We start from the raw sequence: 18,656 nt of genomic DNA, 5'->3' as shown, positions 1-18,656 counted from the left end.
CCTCAGATACCCGCGCCGGCGTCAACGTGTTCCGGCGGCACATCGCGTTCCTTGCGGCGGAACAGCGGCAGCGGCTGGTCGACCGAGGCCTGGTAGGTTTCGGAGAACACGGTCAGGCCCTTCAGTGCGTCATGGATCGAACGGTCCTGGCGGGTGGCGTAGGCATTGAAGCCGACGCGCGACATCGAGAACAGCTGGTCGCGCAGCACGTCGCCGATCGCGCGCAGCTCGCCGGTATAGCCGAGGCGACGCCGCACGTTGTAGGCGATCGAGTAGCCGCGGCCATCGGAAAATTTCGGGAAGTCGACGGCAATCACGGCAAAGCGGTCGGCGTCGCCCTTGAGGCTTTCGAAGCGCTCGTCGGCGGCGATCCACACGCCCAGTGCCAAGCGTTGCGACAGGGTTTCCTTCTGGGCCAGCCAGACCGTCAACGGCACGATGACCTTGCCCTCAGGGACGGCAACGGTCTCGGCTGCTTCACCCTCGGCCAGGCGCAGGACGCTCCAGTCGTCAGCGACGACTTCACGGCCGCGGATAATTTCTTTATGTGCTTCAAGCATGGTCTTCCCCAACCAGTTCACCTTTTGAGATCGGCGTGGCGTACACGTGTTCCTTGAATGGCGCGATGCCCAGGCGCTGCGCGGTGTCCACGAAGCGCTCGCCTTCGAAACGGCTGCCGACATATACCTGCAGCAGGCGGTCGATCACTTCCGGCATCTGGCCGCCCGAGAACGAAGGGCCGATGATCTTGCCGATGGCCGAGTTGTTGCCCTGCGAACCGCCGATCGATACCTGGTACCATTCGCTGCCGTCCTTGTCGACGCCGAGCACGCCGATGGAACCGACGTGGTGGTGGCCGCAGGCATTGATGCAGCCCGAGATGTTCAGTTCGATGTCGCCGATGTCGTGCTGGAAGTCGAGGTTGTCGAAACGCTCGGCAATGGCAGCCGCGATCGGGATCGACTTCGCATTCGCCAGCGAGCAGAAGTCGCCGCCCGGGCAGGCAATGATGTCGGTCAGGAGGCCAATGTTCGGCGTCGCCAGGCCTTTCGATTTGGCCAGCGTCCACACCTCGAACAGGTCGGACTGCTTCACATCCGCCAGCACCAGGTTCTGCTCGTGCGTTACGCGCAGTTCGCCGAAGCTGTACTTGTCGGCGAGATCGGCCACGAAATCCATCTGCTCGGCGGTAGCGTCGCCCGGCGGCACGCCGGTCTTTTTCAGCGACAGCACGACCGATGCGTAGCCCGGCACCTTGTGCGGCTTGACGTTGCGCTGCAGCCAGTTGGCGAATGGCTTGCTGTCCGCGTGCGCGGCGAGCGGGTCGATGCTTGGGATGGTCGCGTAGGCAGGGGCCTCGAAATAGGCGGCAACGCGGTCGTATTCCTCGCGGGTCAGCGTCTCCGGACCGTCCTTCAGGTCTTGCCACTCTTCCTCGACCAGGCGCGCGAATTCCTCGACGCCTAAAGACTTCAGCAGGATCTTGATGCGTGCCTTGTACTTGTTGTCGCGGCGGCCGTACGAGTTGTACACGCGCATCACGGCTTCGGTATAGGTCAGCAGGTGCTGCCACGGCAGGAAGTCGCGGATCACGCTGCCGAGGATAGGCGTGCGGCCCATGCCGCCGCCGGCCATGAACTTGAAGCCGGCTTCGCCCGCCTCGTTGTGGACCAGGGTCAGGCCGATGTCGTGGATGGCAATCGCGGCGCGGTCTTCCACGGCGCCATTGATCGCCACCTTGAACTTGCGCGGCAGGGCGATGAACTCGGGGTGGAAGGTGCTCCACTGGCGCAGGATTTCGGCGAACGGGCGCGGGTCCATGATCTCGTCCGCGGCAACGCCGGCGAACTCGTCGGTGGTGATGTTGCGGATGCAATTGCCCGAGGTCTGGATCGCGTGCATCTCGACCGATGCCAGGTCGGCCAGGATGTCCGGCGTGTGTTCCAGCTCGATCCAGTTGAACTGGATGTTCTGGCGCGTCGTGAAGTGGCCGTAGCCGCGATCGTACTTGCGCGCAATGTGCGCGAACATGCGCAGCTGCTGGGTCGAGAGCAGGCCATACGGCACGGCGATGCGCAGCATGTAGGCGTGGCGCTGCATGTAGAGGCCGTTTTGCAGGCGCAGCGGCAGGAACTCTTCTTCGGTCAGCTCGTCGTTCAGGCGGCGGGCAACCTGGTCGCGGTACTGCGCAATGCGTTCGCGGACGATGAGATGGTCGTACTGGTCATAACGGTACATATCGGAATCCTGGTTGAGCGGGACCTCGATAAACCTACTGCGCGTCGGATTTTTGGCCTGCGATGCTCGCTGTACTCAAGTACAGCTGCGCTTCTCGGCCAAAACTCCTTCCGCTCGCTACGGTTTCTCGAGGTCCCTTAAACTAGCCTGAATGGTAAGCGCTGCAGGCCTTATTCCAAACGACTGACAATTTATTTGCTTATATACGGTAGGAGCATAAGCAATCGCATAAAATAACGGCTACGCGATTTCACACACACAACAACAGGAATGAACCTTCACCAACTCCGTTTCGTGCGCGAAGCCGTGCGCCAGAACTACAACCTGACCGACGCGGCCAAGGCCCTGTTTACGTCCCAGCCGGGCGTCTCGAAAGCCATCATCGAGCTCGAAGAAGAGCTCGGCGTCGACATCTTCACCCGCCACGGCAAGCGTATCCGTGGGCTGACCGAGCCGGGGCGGCTGGTGCTGGCCTCGGTCGAGCTGATCATGCAGGAAATCGACAGCCTGAAACGTATCGGCAAGGAATACGCGGCCCATGACAGCGGCAGTTTTACGATTGCCACTACGCACACCCAGGCGCGCTACATGTTGCCGAAGGTGGTGCAGGCCTTCATGGTCAAGTTCCCGAAGGTGCGCCTGTCTCTGCTCCAGGGCAATCCGAAGCAGATCGCCGACATGGTGAAAAGCGGCCAGGCCGACCTGGCGATCGCGACCGAAGCAATTGCCGCGATAGACGGCCTCGTCACCCTGCCGTGCTACCAGTGGGAGCATGTGGTGGTGGTGCCGCCGGAACACGAGTTGCTCCGCTCGAAGGCGGTGTCGCTGGAAGAAATTGCCAGCTATCCGCTCATCACCTACGATGCCGCCTTTGCCGGGCGCAGCAAGATCGACCACGCTTTTTCCCTGCGCGAACTGAAACCGGACGTGCTGCTCGAGGCCATCGACGCCGACGTCATCAAGACTTATGTCGAGTTGGGCATGGGTGTGGGCATCATCGCCGGCATGGCCTTCGATGCCGAGCGCGACCGCAACCTGCGCACCATTCCCGTCGGGCACCTGTTCGGCATGAATGTGTCGCGCGTGGCGGTGAAGCAGGGCGCCTACCTGCGCAGCTATATTTATACCTTCATCGAACTGCTGGCGCCGAGCCTGACGCGCAAGATGGTCGAGGCGGCGATGCGCGGCGGCGATAATTACGAACTGTAAAGCGATGAGCTGTAAGAGAAAAAAATGAACAATCAACAAGTTGCGAAATATTACGCCCTGCTGGGCGAAGCGCTCGAGGACAAGTACCTCGAGCCGGACATGGACGAAGACATCGACGACATGAGCATCCACCTCGGCACTCTGCTGTCGGGGCACACGGTGCTGGAACTGGGCTGCGGCACCGGCTTCTGGACCGAAGTGGTGGCGGAGTCGGCTCAATCGGTGGTGGCGGTCGACATCAACGCCTCGCTGGTCGACATCGCGCGCGAGCGTGGCATGCCGGAGGGGAAAGTCACCTTCCGCGTGGCGGACGCGCTGGATTTGCCTGAGGATATCGGCAACGAAGTTGGCAAGATAACCGCGGTGCTGGTCAGCTTCCTGTGGTCGCACCTGAACAAGAAAGAGCAGGAAGGTTTGCTGGCGACGCTCAAGAAGCGCCTGGGCAAGGATGTGCTGCTGGTGCTGCTGGACGATTCGTTCGTGGAAGGCTTCAGCGAAACCATCGCGAAGACGGATGCCGACGGCACGACCTATGAAATCCTGACGCTGCCTTCCGGCGAACGCTTCGAAGTGCCGAAAAGCTACCAGTCCGACAGCGCCCTGCGCAAGCGGCTGGGGAACGTGGCCAAAGATATCAGGATCGAGCGGGTGGAGTTTTTCTGGATTTTGACCTGCAAGTTGAAATAACGCCCGGTCGGGCGTTATTACATCCCTCCGGCAAACGCCGCGTATCCTCACGGCGCCTGCCATCCCCTATCAGAACATGTGACGCACACCTACGGTGAACGCGCTTGGATCCGCGCCCAGCGCGGTCGCCGGCGGCGTCACGTTGGTCGACGACGAGTTCAGCCCGAACACGGCGCGTGCGTTGTTGCGCACGGTGCCGTAGCTCGTGTACAGGTTGGTGCGCTTCGACAGCGAGTGGCTCGCCGCGATCGCCCAGGCATTGCCGCGGGCGCCGCTCTCGATCTCGTTGCGCTGCAGGTTCACGAAGAACTTGTTCGCGCCGATGCCATAGGCTGCGCCCACGTTGGTCTGCTCGAATTTGTTGTTCGAGCCGGCCTGGTCGGCCGACAGGTAGTTCGCCTTGAAGTCGAAATTGCCCAGCTTGTAGCCTGCGCCGAGGACCCGCTCCGAGTCGTGGTGGAAGACGATGCGCTCCAGGCGATGGTAGCCGGCGCCAACGTAGAACGGGCCGTTCACATATTCCAGCGCCACGCCCGTCAGGTCGCCCGACGGTTCGACGGTGCGTTCGCCAGCCGACCAGGCTGCCAGCAGGCTGAAGCCGGCCACTGGGGCGCTCTTGAAGTTGACCGAGTTGGCCAGACGGCGCGTCAGGCGGTTGGTGGTGAACGCGGACAGGTTGCTGCCGTAGAAGCCCTGGCCGAAGACGTCGGTGGCGGCGGCAACCGAGGCGATCGGGCTGTATTCGCGGCCGACGGTCAGCTGGCCGAAGCCGCCTTGCAGGCCGACCACGGCGCGGCGGCCGAACAAGGCGGAGTCGGCGGCGCCGGTGTCGAGCGCGACACCCGCTTCGATGTTGAACATGGCTTTCAAACCATTACCCAGGTCCTCGGTGCCGCGGAAGCCCAGGCGGCTGCTCGACTGGTTGCCCGAATTGACGACGGTACGGCGCTTTTCGCCCGGCGCATCCGTATCCTCGATGGCGACGGCTGCATCCATGGTGCCGTAGATGGTGACGTTGCTCTGCGCGTGCGCGAGCAGCGGCAGGGTCGTGATCAGCGCGGCGGCCAGGGCTTTGTAGTGCATGAAGATCTCCAATAAGTGTGGCGAAAGGTTGAGTTGCCATGTTGGCAAACTCAAGGTCAAGCCATCTTATCGAGAGAATATGTCGTCCTCATGACAACTGGAAACAGCTGCGCGGCAAAGCGGCTAAACGATATGGTCCGCAATGGGCAGCACAATATCGATGCGGGTGCCGGGCGGCTCGTCGGCGCTGACGGAAATCTCGCCCTTCAGGGCCCAGACCCGCTCGCGCATGCCGATCAGGCCGAGCGATTCGGCCTTGTCCATGTCTTCTTCGCGGATGCCGCGGCCGTCGTCGCGGATCGTGATCAGGAGCTGGTGGTCGATGCGGTACAGGTTCATCGTCACGCTCGAGGCTTGCGCATGGCGCGCGACGTTGGTGAGCGCCTCCTGGACGATGCGGAAGATCGCGGTGCTGGCTCCGTCGTCGAGGCGCAGCTCGGCTTCGTCGGCCAGCAAGGTGCAGGCAATGCCATGGCGCTCGATGAAATCGTCGCGCAATCCCTGCAGCGCAAAGTACAGGCCGCCTTCGTCGAGGGCGCGCGGGCGCAGATTGGTCGCGATGCGCCGCAGCGAGGTGATCGCCGTCAGCAGGTTGCCGTCCATCCCCTTGATCAGGTGCAGCGCTTCCGGGGTGCGGCCGCAGGTCTCGTGCAGCAGGGTCAGGTCCATGCGCAGCGAGGCGAGCAGCTGGCCGAGGTCGTCGTGCAGTTCGCGCGAGATGTGGGTGCGTTCTTCTTCGCGGATCGTCTGCAGCGCGCTCGAGAGCTGGCGCAACTGGTCGTGCGAGCGCGCCAGCTTGTGCTGCACGCGCTGGCGCTCGGAAACGTCGCGCAGGATGATCGTGTAGAGCGTGCGCCCGTTCTGCAGCGTGTCGCCGATCGAGCCTTCGAGCGCAAAGCGCTCGCCGCTGGCGCGCAGGCCGGTGCCGGCGTAATCGGTGCCGCGGCGGCCGGCACGGCCGTCGGCGCGGAAGAAGTCGGGCGGTGCGCCATGATGCTCGCTCGGGGCCTCGATGAAACGCTCCAGCGGGCTGCCCTGCATCTGCTGCACGCTCACGCCGAACATGCTGGCCGCCTCCGGATTGGCCAGCACGATGCGGCTGTGGTCGTCGGCCGAGACGATGGCTTCACCGGCGTTGTGGACGATGCGCCGGCTCTGGACCTGGGGAGCATCGAGCACGACGCCACCAAGGACCTGTCTGGTGCGGCCCACCAGGCGCGCGGTCAGGTAGCCAAGCGCGAACATCGCCAGGCCCCGCTTGCTCGGGAGCGCACTGCGCCGTCGTTTCATGTGGATATGCCTGCGGTAACGTCCGCGCACGCGGACCAAACGCTACGATACGGCGCGCGCAGGTTTGTATGGTTGAGCAGGCACAAATGCGGCAAGCGGAGAATGCGAACAGGGAGCAATTACCCCTCCCCACGAAACGAACCTACATTTGTTTGAACAGATGCAGGAAGCTGCGGCTCACTTCGAGTTTCTCCGAACGCCCCTTGACCAGCACCAGGTGGCGGCCGCGGATGTCGCGCGTCACGCCCTCGATCGCGTTGACGTTGACGAGGGTGGCGCGGTGGATCTGCCAGAACAGCGCCGGATCGAGTTCGTCGGCCAGGTCGCGCACGGGCTTCCTGATGAGCGCCTCGAATGTCGCGGTCTGCACGCAGGTGTATTTTTCGTCCGAGCGGAAGAACAGGATGTCCTCGACCGGGATCATGCGCAGGTCCTGGCCGATGCTGGCCTGGATCCATTGCAGGTGCTTCGGCTTGGGCGCGGCGATCTTTTCCGCCAGCTGCGACAGCATCGCGGTGACGCTCTCGTTCACCGCCATGACGGGCGTACCCGGCGCACCCGAGTTCGCCTGGCGCGCGCGCAGCCGTTCCTTCAGGCGCTCGACGGTCACCTTCAGGCGCTCCGGCTCCGAGGGTTTCAGCACGTAATCGACGGCGCCGCGCTCGAAGGCCTCGACCGCATACTGGTCGTAGGCGGTGACGAACACGATCTGGCTGCGCTCGCCGATCTCGCGCGCCGCCTCCATGCCGGTCTTGCCGGGCATGCGGATGTCGAGGAAGGTCAGGTCGGGCTGGTGCTGGCCGACCAGTTCCACGGCTTCCTCGCCGTTCCTGGCTTCGCCCACGATTTCCAGTTCCGGCCACACCTGCTCCAGGCGCATGCGCAGCTGGTCGCGCATCAATCTTTCATCGTCGGCAATTATCGCGGTAGGCATCGTATGATCCGGTAGGAAAAATGAAGTAACAATTATTCAACGAAATCGCGCCGGAGGCAAGGCGGGAAGTGAGCGCCTGCGAACTGACTGCGGCGTGCCGCAGGGCTTACCGCGACTCCGGCCCGCGCGAAACCTGGTAGGGCACCTCGACCATCGCGATCACGCCGGTCGGGCTGTTGGCCGCGATATGCAGTTGGCCGGCGTCGCCGTGCAACAGGCGCAGGCGCTCGCGGATGGTCGGCAGTCCGAGCCCGGTGCCGGTGCTCGGCACCACGCCAAAACCGACGCCATCGTCGGTGACGGTGACGCGCAGCTTGCCGTCGGCGACGTCGGCATGGACCTTCAGGGTGCCGCCCTCGGGTTTGCATTCGAGGCCGTGCTTGATGGCGTTCTCGACCATCGACTGCAGCATCATCGGCGGGAAAGCGGCGCTGCGCAGATTGTCGGGGATGTGCATGTCCACCGTCAGGCGTTCTTCCATGCGCATCTTGAGCAGGTCCAGGTAGGCCGTCACCATGTCCACTTCGCGCCCGAGGTTGGTGACGAGCGTGTTGTCGCGCATCTGCGGCAGCACCGCGCGCAGGTACTGGATCAGGCTGCGCTGCATGGCCGAGGCGCGCGGCGGATTGGTCTCGATCAGGTGCTCGACCGAGGCGAGCGTGTTGAACAGGAAGTGCGGCTCGACCTGGGCCTGCATCATCTGCATCTTCGCTTCCGACAACTGGCGCTGCATCGACTCGCGCTCGGCGGCGGCATTTGCACTGCGGGTTTGTTGTTCCGCGCGTTTCTTGCCGCCCATCAGGGCCTTGATGCCGAACAGGGTCAGCACCAGCAGCAGCACGAAGCTGGTGAACCAGGTCGATGCCTGTTTGTGATAACGCGACACTTTCGCCTCGGCCGCATCGTCGACCGCGCCTTCGATCGCGACCGACAGCTCTTCGGCGATCTGCGGCGGCAATTCGATGTGGACCCCTTGGCCGTTCGCTTGCATGCCTTTCAGCGGCGCGGCGTCCGGTGCTGGCAGCGCGCCATCCGCCCCGGCGGCACCGGGAGCCGGCGGCGCTGGCGGCGCGTCCGGCACGCCCGGCGGCGCCGGCGGCTGCGGCGGCACCTCGGGTCCCGCGACGCGCGGCTTGTTGCGCGGGTTGAAGCGGATGCCGCTGTCGTCGATCACGATACTGGTCTGGTCGCGGCGCGCGGCGCGCTCGGCGGCCGCGCTGTCGACGCTGCTGCTGGAGAACAACATGTCCTCGAGGATGACACCGGCGATCAGCACCAGCGCCGCGAACAGGAAAAACATCCACCACGACAGCTGGGTGACCCAGGTCGCGACCGCGTCGAAGGCGCGGTACAGCGACGACAGGATGCCGGCAAATTGATGGTGGGTGGAGCTACGGGCTTGCATGGTCTGGGTCTGGTCGTCGATTCGTGGGCGGGAGCGAGTGTACCGCGTCCCCGCAAGCTGGTGCCAAAAAGCTACTCTGGCAGTACTTTCCTGCATGGATATCCATCAGGGATAAGTGTTGGAATGTTACAACCTTACCCGGCCGACCCGGACGGGGGATGCGCTTTGCGACAGCCTGCAGGAAGCGGGGCGTGGAATGCACGCCGGAGTGCCGAGGCCGCTTGTCACCTGCCAAAAGGGCAGATAGAACCTGACAATAGGAAACTTTGCACGGTATGATAAAACGACGTTCCAGTGCCCAAACTTCAATGAAAGGGTGTGCCGATGTCTGTCGTTCCGAATCAATTCCGCCTCGTTACCCGCAGCGATTTCGATGGACTGGTGTGTGCCGTCCTGCTCAAGCACCTGGACCTGATCGACGACATCCTGTTCGTCCATCCGAAGGATATGCAGGATGGAAAAATCGCGATCAGCGGGCGCGACATCACCACCAACCTGCCGTACGTGTCCGGCGCCTACCTGGCGTTCGATCACCACCTGTCCGAGACGATCCGCAACACCGGCGCGCGCGCCAACCACGTGATCGACCCGCATGCCCCCTCGGCCGCGCGCGTGGTCTGGGACCATTATGGCGGCGCAGGGGTGTTCCCGGCGGCCTGGGCCGACATGATGGCGGCCGTCGACAAGGCCGACAGCGCGCGCTTTTCGCGTGAGGAAGTGCTGCAGCCGGCCGGCTGGAACCTGCTGAACTTCCTGATGGACGCGCGCACCGGCCTCGGCCGCTTCCACGATTTCCGGATTTCGAATTACCAGCTGATGATGGCGCTGATCGAGGCCTGCCGCCAGCATTCGATCGACGAGATCATGGCCATGCCCGATGTGCAGGAACGCACGACCCTGTATTTCGAGCACGCCAACCTGTGCCAGCAGCAGATCCGCCGCTGCGCGCGCGCGCACCGCAACCTCGTCGTGCTCGACTTGCGCGAGGAGAAGACGATTTTTGCCGGCAACCGCTTCATCATCTACGCCCTGTTCCCGGAGACGAACATCTCGATCCACATGCTGTGGGGCCTGAAAAACCAGAACACGGTGTTCGCGACCGGCAAATCGATTCTGAACCGCACATCGAACACGAACATCGGCACCCTGATGCTCGAATACGGCGGCGGCGGGCATGAAAACGCCGGCACCTGCCAGGTGTCGAACGACATGGCCGAGGATGTGCTGGGGGCGCTGATCCATCGCATCACGAGCGAAGGCTGATGCCGCCTACCTGAGCACATCGGTCCAGATGTGCTGCGCCCACGCATCGGCATCGGCGCCTTCCTGTGCCGATGGTTGCTCCGACAGGAAACCGCTGCCGTCCGCCTGCATGCTCCTTGTTGCCGGATCATAGCGGTAGAGCGTCGATACGTGCATCGCCTGCCTGTCGTCGATAAAGCTGTAGCAGGTATTCGCAAAGGCCGGGGACGGGTCGGGCGCCTGTCCCAGCATCAGGTCGACGATGGCGCGCGCGCAGATCTTTGCCTGCGCATTGGCCATGTGGGCCGATTTCGGCAAGCCGGATTCGATCGCATCGCCAATGACATGAACACGCGGCAAGACCTTCGACGCGTAGCTGAGGAAGTCGACTTCGCACCAGCGCCGCTCGACATTGGCCAGGCCGCAGTCCTGCGTGATCCGGCCCGCCCGCTGCGGCGGGATGATGTTCAGCACATCCGATTTGACCTTGTCGAACGCGGTCCTGACGGTCTTCGTTGCCACCTCGACTCCCTGCAGCTCGCTGCCCGGCACGTAGTCAATCATGCCCGGATACAGGTCACGCCATGCCCGCTCGAACAGGGCGCGTTTCGACGTGATGACGGGATTGGCATCGAGCACCACGATCTTTGACCGGGGTTTCTGCGTTTTCAGGTAAAACGCGACCTGGCAGGCGCGCTCATAGGGCGCAGGCGGGCAGCGATAAGGCTGCGCTGGAACCACGATGGTGAAGACGCCGCCATTGCGCATCGCCTCCAGCTGCCGGTGCAGATTGCGCGTCTGCGGCCCCGCCCGCCACGCATGGGGAATCTGCTGCTGCGCGCCGGCAAGCATCGGAAAGTCATCAAAAATGAAGTCGATGCCGGGGGCGACGATCAGCCGGTCATACGCCAGCTTTTGTCCTGCCATCACGATCTGCGACCGGTCCGCATCGATCGCGGTCACGCGGCCCCGCATGAATTTGACGCCGTGATGCTGGCGCAGCGAATCGTAGCCAAAGGTGAGTTGCTCGAGCGTTTTCTGGCCGCCCAGCACGCGGTTGCTGACCGGGCAGGAAATGAAATCGGCCCTCTGGTCGACCAGGATGACGTCGATGCGCCCGCCGCTGAGCAGCCGCACATACTTGGCCGCCGTTGTGCCGCCGAAGCCGGCGCCGACGACGACGACACGCCCCAGCCGGGAATGGTGTGCCTGGCGGCGTTTGCCGGCTGCCGCAGCCATCGAGACCCAGGCCGGTCCGGCCAGCGCCAACCCGAGAAAATCGCGCCTGCGCATCGCCTCACTCCCATTCCAGGGCGGGGTAGAGCAGGTTCACATTGCGCCGGTTGACGATGTCGAAGAGTTGCCAGCGCGGCCGTTCCGAGGCGGCTGCCGTTGCCATGGTAGCGGTCATGTCGGCGCCTGTGCGGATGCTGGCGCGCACGTCCTGCAGCAGGGTCGCCAAGTAGGCTCGCTGCCTGGCCAGCGCCTGGTCTTTATCGCGGGTAACAGGGCCGTGCCCCGGGATGGTCCTGGCAGCCTTCAGGTTGGTTAATGCATCCATGGCGGAGAGCCAGCCTTCGACATCGCCGTCGAGGGAAGGCGTGCGCTCGATGAAGAGCAAATCGCCCGTCCACAGGGTGCCGGTCGTGGCGTCAAACACGGTCAGGTCATGGTTCGTATGCGCCTTCGGCCAGGCAGTCAGTTCCAGCTTTCGATCGCCGAGATCGAGGGTCAGACGGTGCCGGACCGTTTCACGGGGTGCGATCAGCGTGCTGTTGGCAGCCGCGCTGCCCAGTTGTTGCTTCAGGTTGCGCAGGTAGGTGCTGCTCCGCGAGGCCATCGCCTGGGGCAGCATGGCATGGCCGATCAGACGCGGTTGCGCGCCGGCCCTGGCAGGATCGGCATCGATAAAGGCGGCGTTGCCGAAGACGTGGTCGGGGTGCCCATGCGTATTGATCACATAGCGAATCGGCAGCCGGGTGATCTTGCGCAGCGCTTCTTTCAGGGCCATGCCGACGGCGTACGAGCCGCCCGTATCGATGACCGCGACCGCTTCGCTGCCGACCACAAAGCCGATGTTGGCAATATCGCCGTCGTAACCGTCCTCGAAGTCCTTGTGCTGCCCGATGTGCACATACACGCCCGGCGCGACTTGCTCGACCTTCAGCGGCGGTGGGCTAATTTGCGCGCCAACCTGCGCGCCCGCCTGCGCGGCAGCGGCGGCTGCCAGCAGCCAGGCCAGGCGGAGCAGGCGCATCTAGCCTCCGATGTCGAGCGATTGGCGGAAGGTGGCGCCCTGGTTGTCGCGTATGGCGACTTGCAGGGCGCCGGGCTGGTCGGCGACGAAGCCAAACTGGAGGGAAGGATTTTCGCTGATGCCGATGGACGTGTCCGCCGTCATGACCGGTTTGCCGTTATACGTGACGTCGATCTTGTCGATGAACCAGGCCGGCCGGAAGCCATTCGTGGTCAGGTCGCGCTGCAAACCGGTGTACATCGGATGCTTGATCAACAGCCTGGCCTTGTTGATCTCTCCGCGCTTGAATGGCGCGTCCAGCGCGATCTTCATTTTTCCTGCCGCTGCCGCCGTTTCCGCATTGTCACCGAGTGCCGGGCCGCCGCAACCGCCGGACGCCTTCACGGTCGTGGCATTCACATAGAATCTGCCGTCGTTCGTTTCGGCGACGACGTGCACCGGGGACTCGGATTCAAAACGAATTCGGGTGGAAATTTCCGCCTTGCCGCTCTGCGGGTTGAAGTGAAACACCGCGGTCACGGGCACAGGATTGGTATCGACGAACACGGTGACCGATTTGATGTACTGCTTTGCAGTCATCGGATGCTCGATGCTGAAAGCGAAAGGCACCTGGTCGCCGCTGGCCGCGCGCGCGGGCGCAGTCAGGCGGATGAAAGGCGCCGCTTCCAGTTTCTTGCCGGGGAAGTAGGAGGTTTGCAATGCCGCCCAGGCTGCATCGACCTCCTGGGCGGGCGAGCGCAGCGGACAGGCCAGCAAAGCCAGCGTTGCCAGGCTCAAGAACAAATTCCCATACCGCGCGCCCTGCAGACGATTATTCATCAAATCAACCTTTATCCATGGGTGGATACACGATGTCATTTCCGAAACTGGCGCCCTGTTGCCGTCACCGATACGACGACTATACCCCATGAAATCTGTTGTAGGAATCGTATTTTACGCAGCCACAAAAACTGCCTGAATGGCAAGGAAATCACTGCCAGGCAGCTTGCGGTGCAAAGGTCTGAAACAATACATAAGCGCTTATATAAACGGTGCTAGTATTTGAACATGAAACAAGGACTCGGAACCCAACTGCGCCACCTGATCGACCTGCTCGACGGCGATGTGGCCCAGCAATACAAGGACGCGGGGCTCGCATATCGTCCGCGCTACACGCCCGTCATGCGCGCGCTGCAGGCTCTGGAATCGGCATCCATCGGCGACATCGCGGCGGCCGCCGGCATCACCCAGCCGGCGGCCACGCAGACGGTCAGCCTGATGAAGAAGGAAGGGCTGGTCACGGTCGAAGCGGGCGTGGATGGGCGCCAGCGACTCGTCAGGCTTAGCGCGCAGGGCAAGGACCTGCTGCCGGCGCTGGAGGCCTGCTGGGCAGCGACCAAAGCCGCAGCTGACGAGCTCGATGCCGAGTTGGCCACCCGGCTGGCGACGCCGCTTTCAATCTGCCTCGCCGAGGCGATTTCAGCACTGCAGGCAAAACCCTTCGGTGCGCGTATCCGCGAAGCGCGGGCGCGCCTCGATTCAACTTCCACACAACGACAGGGAAAGAAGAGATGACAACAGTCTCGAGCACTGCGCCAGCGCACCAAGGGTGGGGAAGGCGGCTGCTGCGCTTTTCTTTGATAAAAATTATTCTGGCGGTGGTGCTCGCTGCGGCGTCCGCAGGCGTGACCTTCTCCATTGCGTCGGCGATTGCAGACAAGGATGCGCGCATCATGTGGCCCGAGATCATCAGCGCCATCGGGGTCTTGCTGACGTATGCGTCCTATGTCCGTTATGTCGAAAAGCGACCGGTGGCCGAGCTGTCCCGCGCCGGGGCGATCCCCGAATTTGCCCTTGGGCTCCTGATTGGCGCGGCCATGGTCGCAGTTGAGATCGGCATCCTGTATGCGCTGGGCTTCTACGAACTGAGTGGGACAAATGCCTGGACCATGAAGATCGGCCAGCCGCTGGCTGTCATGCTGTTTGTCGGCGTCCTCGAGGAAGTGATCGGGCGCGGTATCGTTTTCCGGATCACCGAGGAATCCCTCGGCAGCTGGCCTGCGATCCTCATCTCTGCGATGCTGTTCGGGCTGCTCCATCTCCCGAATGAGGGTGCGGGTCTGCTCTCGATCAGCATCACGGTCGTCGCCGGCGCCTTTTTTGCCGCGGCCTACATGCTGACGCGCCGCCTGTGGCTGTGCATCGGCATCCACGCCGCCTGGAACTACACGCTGGGCACGATTTTTTCGATTGCGGTATCTGGAAACGAAAGCAATGGCTTGCTGGTCGGTAAAATGACCGGCCCCGGCTGGATCACCGGCGGCAGTTATGGACTCGAGGCCTCGGTACTGACCTTGCTGGCCCTGGTGCTGGTGGGCGGCTGGTTCCTGCGGCTGGCATGGGCAAAAGGCCACTTCGTCGCGGCGCGGCGACGCCGAGCGCCCCGGTAATCCTCCTTACGCCGGCATCCGGTCGCGCACCATCTCGCGCGCCAGTTCCGGCGCCATCGGTTCGCCGAACAGCATGCCCTGCAGCGCGTCGCAACCGTGGGAGGTGAGGAAGTCCATCTGCGCCCGTGTTTCGACCGCTTCGCCGATGACCGGCATTTTCAGGTTGTGGCCGATATCGATCAGGGTGCGCGCCATGGTGCTGCCTTCGCCGCCGTCGGGATCGTCGGCGATCGCATGGACCGCTTCCTTGGCCAGCTTCAGCTGCCCGACGAACAGTTCGCGCAGGAAGCCGAGGTCGGACATGCCGTGGCCGAATTCGTCGACCGACAGCGTCAGGCCGAGCTGGCGCAGCTGGCCGGCCAGGTCGCGCACCTGGCCGGGGTTGCGGATCAGGGTTTCTTCGCGCAGCTCGATCTGCAGGCTGTCCGGCGCCAGGCCGTATTGCACCAGGCGCGAAGCAAGTCCGGAGACGAAGTCCTGCTGGCCGTACTCGCGCGCCGAGACGTTCACCGTGACCGGCACGTCGACCACGCCGAAGGTCTTCAGGTCGGCGAGAAAAAGGCAGGCCTGGTCGAGCACCCAGCTGCCGAACTGGACGATGCGCCCGTTTTCCTCGGCTTCCTGGAGGAAGGAGGAGGGCAGCAGCACGCCGTGCACGGGATGGCGCCAGCGCAGCAGGGCTTCGAAGCATTTCACGCGCCCGCTGCGCGCGTCGATCGAGGGCTGGTACAGGACGAACAGTTCGTTGCGCTCGATCGCGTGCGACATGCCCGAGTCGAGCTCCTGGCGCGCTTCGGTGGTCGACTTCATGTCGGTCGAGAAGAAGTGGACCTCGTCGCGCCCGGTCGCCTTGGCGTGGTACATCGCGACGTCGGCCGCGCGGATCAGGTCGGCCGCCGTCACGCCGTCGTGCGGGTACACGGAAACGCCCAGGCTGGCGCCGACGGCAATTTCCTTGTGCATGAACGAGACCGGCTGGTTCAGGCCCTGGCGCAGGCGCTCGATCATGCGCAGCGTGAAGCGCAGCGAGGGCTGGTTGACCAGCACCAGCACGAATTCGTCGCCGGACAGGCGCGCCACCGTGTCGCTGTCGCGCACCGAGGCCTGGAGGCGCCGCGCCACCACCTTCAGCACGACGTCGCCCGCTTCGTGGCCGAAGCTGTCGTTGATGGCCTTGAAATTGTTCAGGTCGATCAGCACGACGGCGACCAGTGACTTCTGGCGCTGCGACAGGTGCAACGCCTGCTCGAGCCGGTCCCACAGCAGGTTGCGGTTGGCCAGGCCCGTCAGGGCGTCGTGGTTGACCTCGTGCTCGAGGTGGGCCGTGCGCTGCTTGGTCGCGGTCACGTCCATGATGATGCCGATGAAATGGGTGGCATCGCCATGCTCGTCGAGCACCGGCGTGATGCTCAGGTCGTTCCAGAACAGCTCGCCGTTCTTGCGCAGGTTGCGGAACACGACGTTGATCGCCTGGCGCGCCGCGATCGCATCGTGCACACGAGCGCGTTCGTTCGTATCCATGCCGGGCGCGGCCATGAAGCGCGAGTCGCGCCCGATGACTTCGAAGGCGGCGTAGCCGCTGATGCGCTCGAAGGCGGGGTTGACGTATTCGATCGGGCAGTCCGTCCCCTCGATGCGGGTGATGACGATGCCGTTGTTGGCGGCGTGCAGGGCGCGCTCGCGCAGGCGCAGGGCACTTTGCTGGCGGCGCAGTTCGGAGATGTCGAGCCCCATGCCGAACAGGTACTGCCCGCCATTGCAGTCGATGCGCGAGCCGCACAGCAGCATTGGCGTTTCATGGCCGCTGCGCGCGATGACATCGGCTTCGAGCAGGACTTCCTCGTTGTTCTCGAACACGCGGCGGATGTGCTCGGCAATCATCGGGCGGGTTTGCAGGTCGAACAGTTCGAGGGCATTGGTGGCGCCCGTTTCCTCGGGCGTGAGCCCCGTGATGCGCTCGTGGTTGCGGTTCCACAGCACGAAGCGGCCGTCGCGGTTGAGCGCATAGAAGGTGCCGGGCAGGACGTCCACGACCCGGGCAAGCGGGGTGCGCCCGACCAGTACCGACTCGGGCGTGGCGTCGTCGTGGACGTTGTTGATGGCGGCGACCCAGGTGCGGGTGGTCCCATCCAGCCCGGTCTGGGGCTGGAGCGTGAGCTCGGCATTGACGGTGCCGCCGTCCGCATGGCGCAGTACGACCCGGCTGGTGTGGCCGTCGTTTTCCGCCAGGCCCTGCCAGCGTTCGCGGCTGTCCTGTGGATCGGTACCGATGAGCAAGGCGCCGAGCGGCTCGCCGATGACGGCACTTGCGGTGAATCCAAGCAGGTGCTCGCAGGCACTGTTCCAGGCCGCGATGTTACCAGTGCCGTCGAGCAGGAACGCGGCATTGACAGTCGGTACGGCGGTGGTCATGCTGGGCGCCTTTCGCGAAATGGGCAACCTCAGTTGGACTCGCTAAGCTTACGCGCGTTCCCGCCAGTCGTGTCGCGACTGTGTAAAAACAAAAGACAAGGGGCCGCAGCTCCCGCCACGGCCCCCTGGGCTCGTCATTCCGGACCGGTGCGGCTTACGCCACTGCGCTTTCCGCAAGTGGCGGCAGGGCGATCTCGTTGCCCACGCTGAACTGATAGTCCTTGAACACGTGCTCGGCGCTCAGGATCTGGTAGTTGCCGTCGTCCAGCTTGTGGGTCGTGTCCTTCAGGCGGTAGGTGTAGTGGCCGCAGGTCCAGCAATTGAAATTGCGCATGTGCGTGCACAGGCAGGTCTTGTCCAGCACCGGCGGGTTCTTGACCTCGGGATTGGCCAGCACCTCGCGGTTGTACGAGTTGATATAGGCGCAGTTGCCGGTGGCGTCGAGCAGGTAGCCGTAGGACTCGCAGCCCGGACGGATACCCGAGCCGATGGCAGGCGTGCTTTTCAGCATGCGCATCGGGTAGCCGGTCGGCGAAATGCCGTTGACGATGATGTCTTCTTCGCTGGCGCGGAAATACTCCTGCTTGACATTGTCGGGCAGACCGCATTCGTGGGTCACGGTGAAGCGCGTCGCCACCTGCACGCCGCCGACGCCTTTTTCGAGGAAGCTCACGGCGTCCGAGCCGGTGAACACGCCGCCGGCCGCGATCAGCGGGATATCGATATTTTCCTCGCGCATGTAGGCCAGGATTTCGTCGATGATCGTGTGCAGGTCGTATTTGCTCCAGTCCGAGCCGAAGCCCAGGTGGCCGCCGGCCAGCGGGCCCTCGACGATGATGAAGTCGGGCAGGCGGTTCAGCCGCGAGATTTTGCGCAGGAACAGTTGCAGCGCGCGCACCGACGACACGATGATGCCCAGCTTGGCTTCGCGGAAGCGCGGATGGTCCTTGATCAGCTCGAACGAACCGAGGTGCAGGCCGGCCGACATGGTGATGCCGTCGATGCCGGCGTCCAGCGCCGACGACAGGCGCACGCGCAGCGTTTCCTTCGGCGCGTTCATGGTCAGCTTTTCCATGCAGTTCACGAAAATCAGGCCATCGCCCTTTTTCGCCGCCATCGTCGCGCCCACGTGCAGGCGGGTCGCCTCGGCCAGGCGCTCGAGGTCGAACTGCACCACCGCCTTGTCCATGTTGTTGATGTTGAACTTGTAGAGCTTGGTCTTGTCCTTGACGAAGGTCGTATCGAACTTGCGGTCCGACACGTCCTGCACCATCGCATCCGAGATATGGCCAATGCCGCCCAGGCGCGCCGCTTCCAGCGCGAGCTCCGAGGTCGAAATGTCCACGCCCATTCCGCCGATCATGATGGGCACATATTCCTTGTTGCCCAGACGCAGGCGGAAATCATCAACACGTTTCATTGCTATCCTTAGACTACCAAAGTTGCCTTCGCCCGAAGCCGCGCTATTGC

16 protein-coding genes are annotated in these 18,656 nt (G+C 63.6%); 5 read left to right on the top strand and 11 right to left on the bottom strand.

Annotated features, from left to right (window positions below):
• Positions 1-2: 2 nt before the first annotated feature.
• Positions 3-560, bottom strand: a complete 558-nt coding sequence (locus ACFPN5_RS21210) for a DUF934 domain-containing protein (protein WP_379785826.1) — start codon at positions 558-560, stop codon at positions 3-5.
• Complete coding sequence (locus ACFPN5_RS21205; RefSeq protein WP_379785825.1) at positions 553-2,238, bottom strand: nitrite/sulfite reductase; 1,686 nt, start codon at positions 2,236-2,238, stop codon at positions 553-555. Before ACFPN5_RS21205 ends, ACFPN5_RS21210 begins: the two co-directional genes overlap by 8 nt.
• 270 nt (positions 2,239-2,508) lie before the next feature.
• Between ACFPN5_RS21205 and ACFPN5_RS21200 the strand changes: the two genes are divergently transcribed.
• Both ACFPN5_RS21200 and ACFPN5_RS21195 read left to right on the top strand, forming a co-directional pair.
• Entirely contained in the window at positions 2,509-3,447 is a 939-nt protein-coding gene (locus ACFPN5_RS21200) for a CysB family HTH-type transcriptional regulator (RefSeq protein ID WP_379785824.1), read from the top strand.
• A 24-nt stretch (positions 3,448-3,471) separates the two neighbouring features.
• The gene (locus ACFPN5_RS21195; RefSeq protein WP_379785823.1) at positions 3,472-4,134 is read left to right on the top strand and encodes a class I SAM-dependent methyltransferase; all 663 of its coding nucleotides are present in this window, start codon (positions 3,472-3,474) and stop codon (positions 4,132-4,134) included.
• Between the two features lie 69 nt (positions 4,135-4,203).
• On the opposite strand, the gene ACFPN5_RS21190 is transcribed toward ACFPN5_RS21195, so the two are convergent.
• The 4 genes from ACFPN5_RS21190 to ACFPN5_RS21175 form a co-directional block, all read right to left on the bottom strand.
• Positions 4,204-5,217: a porin gene (locus ACFPN5_RS21190; protein WP_379785821.1), complete on the bottom strand. Its 1,014-nt coding sequence runs from the start codon at positions 5,215-5,217 to the stop codon at positions 4,204-4,206.
• Positions 5,218-5,340: 123 nt separating this feature from the next.
• A complete protein-coding gene (locus tag ACFPN5_RS21185) occupies positions 5,341-6,507 on the bottom strand; it encodes a PAS domain-containing sensor histidine kinase (protein WP_379785819.1) in 1,167 nt (388 codons plus the stop codon).
• Between the two features lie 142 nt (positions 6,508-6,649).
• Positions 6,650-7,441, bottom strand: a complete 792-nt coding sequence (locus ACFPN5_RS21180) for a LytR/AlgR family response regulator transcription factor (RefSeq protein WP_379785817.1) — start codon at positions 7,439-7,441, stop codon at positions 6,650-6,652.
• 106 nt (positions 7,442-7,547) lie between these two features.
• Complete coding sequence (locus ACFPN5_RS21175) at positions 7,548-8,846, bottom strand: sensor histidine kinase (protein WP_379785815.1); 1,299 nt, start codon at positions 8,844-8,846, stop codon at positions 7,548-7,550.
• A gap of 324 nt (positions 8,847-9,170) precedes the next feature.
• Between ACFPN5_RS21175 and ACFPN5_RS21170 the strand changes: the two genes are divergently transcribed.
• Complete coding sequence (locus ACFPN5_RS21170) at positions 9,171-10,109, top strand: exopolyphosphatase (RefSeq protein ID WP_379785813.1); 939 nt, start codon at positions 9,171-9,173, stop codon at positions 10,107-10,109.
• Positions 10,110-10,115: 6 nt separating this feature from the next.
• On the opposite strand, the gene ACFPN5_RS21165 is transcribed toward ACFPN5_RS21170, so the two are convergent.
• From ACFPN5_RS21165 to ACFPN5_RS21155, 3 genes are read right to left on the bottom strand one after another with little or no spacing between them, the layout of a single operon-like run.
• The gene (locus tag ACFPN5_RS21165) at positions 10,116-11,381 is read right to left on the bottom strand and encodes an FCSD flavin-binding domain-containing protein (protein WP_379785812.1); all 1,266 of its coding nucleotides are present in this window, start codon (positions 11,379-11,381) and stop codon (positions 10,116-10,118) included.
• Between the two features lie 4 nt (positions 11,382-11,385).
• The gene (locus ACFPN5_RS21160; protein ID WP_379785810.1) at positions 11,386-12,345 is read right to left on the bottom strand and encodes a quinoprotein relay system zinc metallohydrolase 2; all 960 of its coding nucleotides are present in this window, start codon (positions 12,343-12,345) and stop codon (positions 11,386-11,388) included.
• Complete coding sequence (locus ACFPN5_RS21155) at positions 12,346-13,254, bottom strand: quinoprotein dehydrogenase-associated SoxYZ-like carrier (protein ID WP_379785808.1); 909 nt, start codon at positions 13,252-13,254, stop codon at positions 12,346-12,348. It lies immediately after the preceding gene.
• Positions 13,255-13,392: 138 nt separating this feature from the next.
• Between ACFPN5_RS21155 and ACFPN5_RS21150 the strand changes: the two genes are divergently transcribed.
• Positions 13,393-13,899: a MarR family winged helix-turn-helix transcriptional regulator gene (locus ACFPN5_RS21150; protein ID WP_379785806.1), complete on the top strand. Its 507-nt coding sequence runs from the start codon at positions 13,393-13,395 to the stop codon at positions 13,897-13,899.
• A complete protein-coding gene (locus ACFPN5_RS21145; protein ID WP_379785805.1) occupies positions 13,896-14,774 on the top strand; it encodes a CPBP family intramembrane glutamic endopeptidase in 879 nt (292 codons plus the stop codon). Before ACFPN5_RS21150 ends, ACFPN5_RS21145 begins: the two co-directional genes overlap by 4 nt.
• 6 nt (positions 14,775-14,780) lie before the next feature.
• On the opposite strand, the gene ACFPN5_RS21140 is transcribed toward ACFPN5_RS21145, so the two are convergent.
• Together ACFPN5_RS21140 and ACFPN5_RS21135 are read right to left on the bottom strand one after the other, a co-directional pair.
• Positions 14,781-17,186, bottom strand: coding sequence for an EAL domain-containing protein (locus ACFPN5_RS21140; RefSeq protein ID WP_379785804.1), 2,406 nt, complete (start codon positions 17,184-17,186; stop codon positions 14,781-14,783).
• Between the two features lie 154 nt (positions 17,187-17,340).
• The gene (locus ACFPN5_RS21135; RefSeq protein WP_379785802.1) at positions 17,341-18,606 is read right to left on the bottom strand and encodes a nitronate monooxygenase; all 1,266 of its coding nucleotides are present in this window, start codon (positions 18,604-18,606) and stop codon (positions 17,341-17,343) included.
• Positions 18,607-18,656 lie beyond the last annotated feature (50 nt).

Source organism: Massilia niabensis, from assembly GCF_042655085.1.
GTDB classification, from domain to species: Bacteria; Pseudomonadota; Gammaproteobacteria; order Burkholderiales; family Burkholderiaceae_D; genus Telluria; species Telluria niabensis.
The sequence above is the reverse complement of the archived record's forward strand: the minus strand, read 5'-3'. Positions and strand labels throughout refer to the sequence as shown.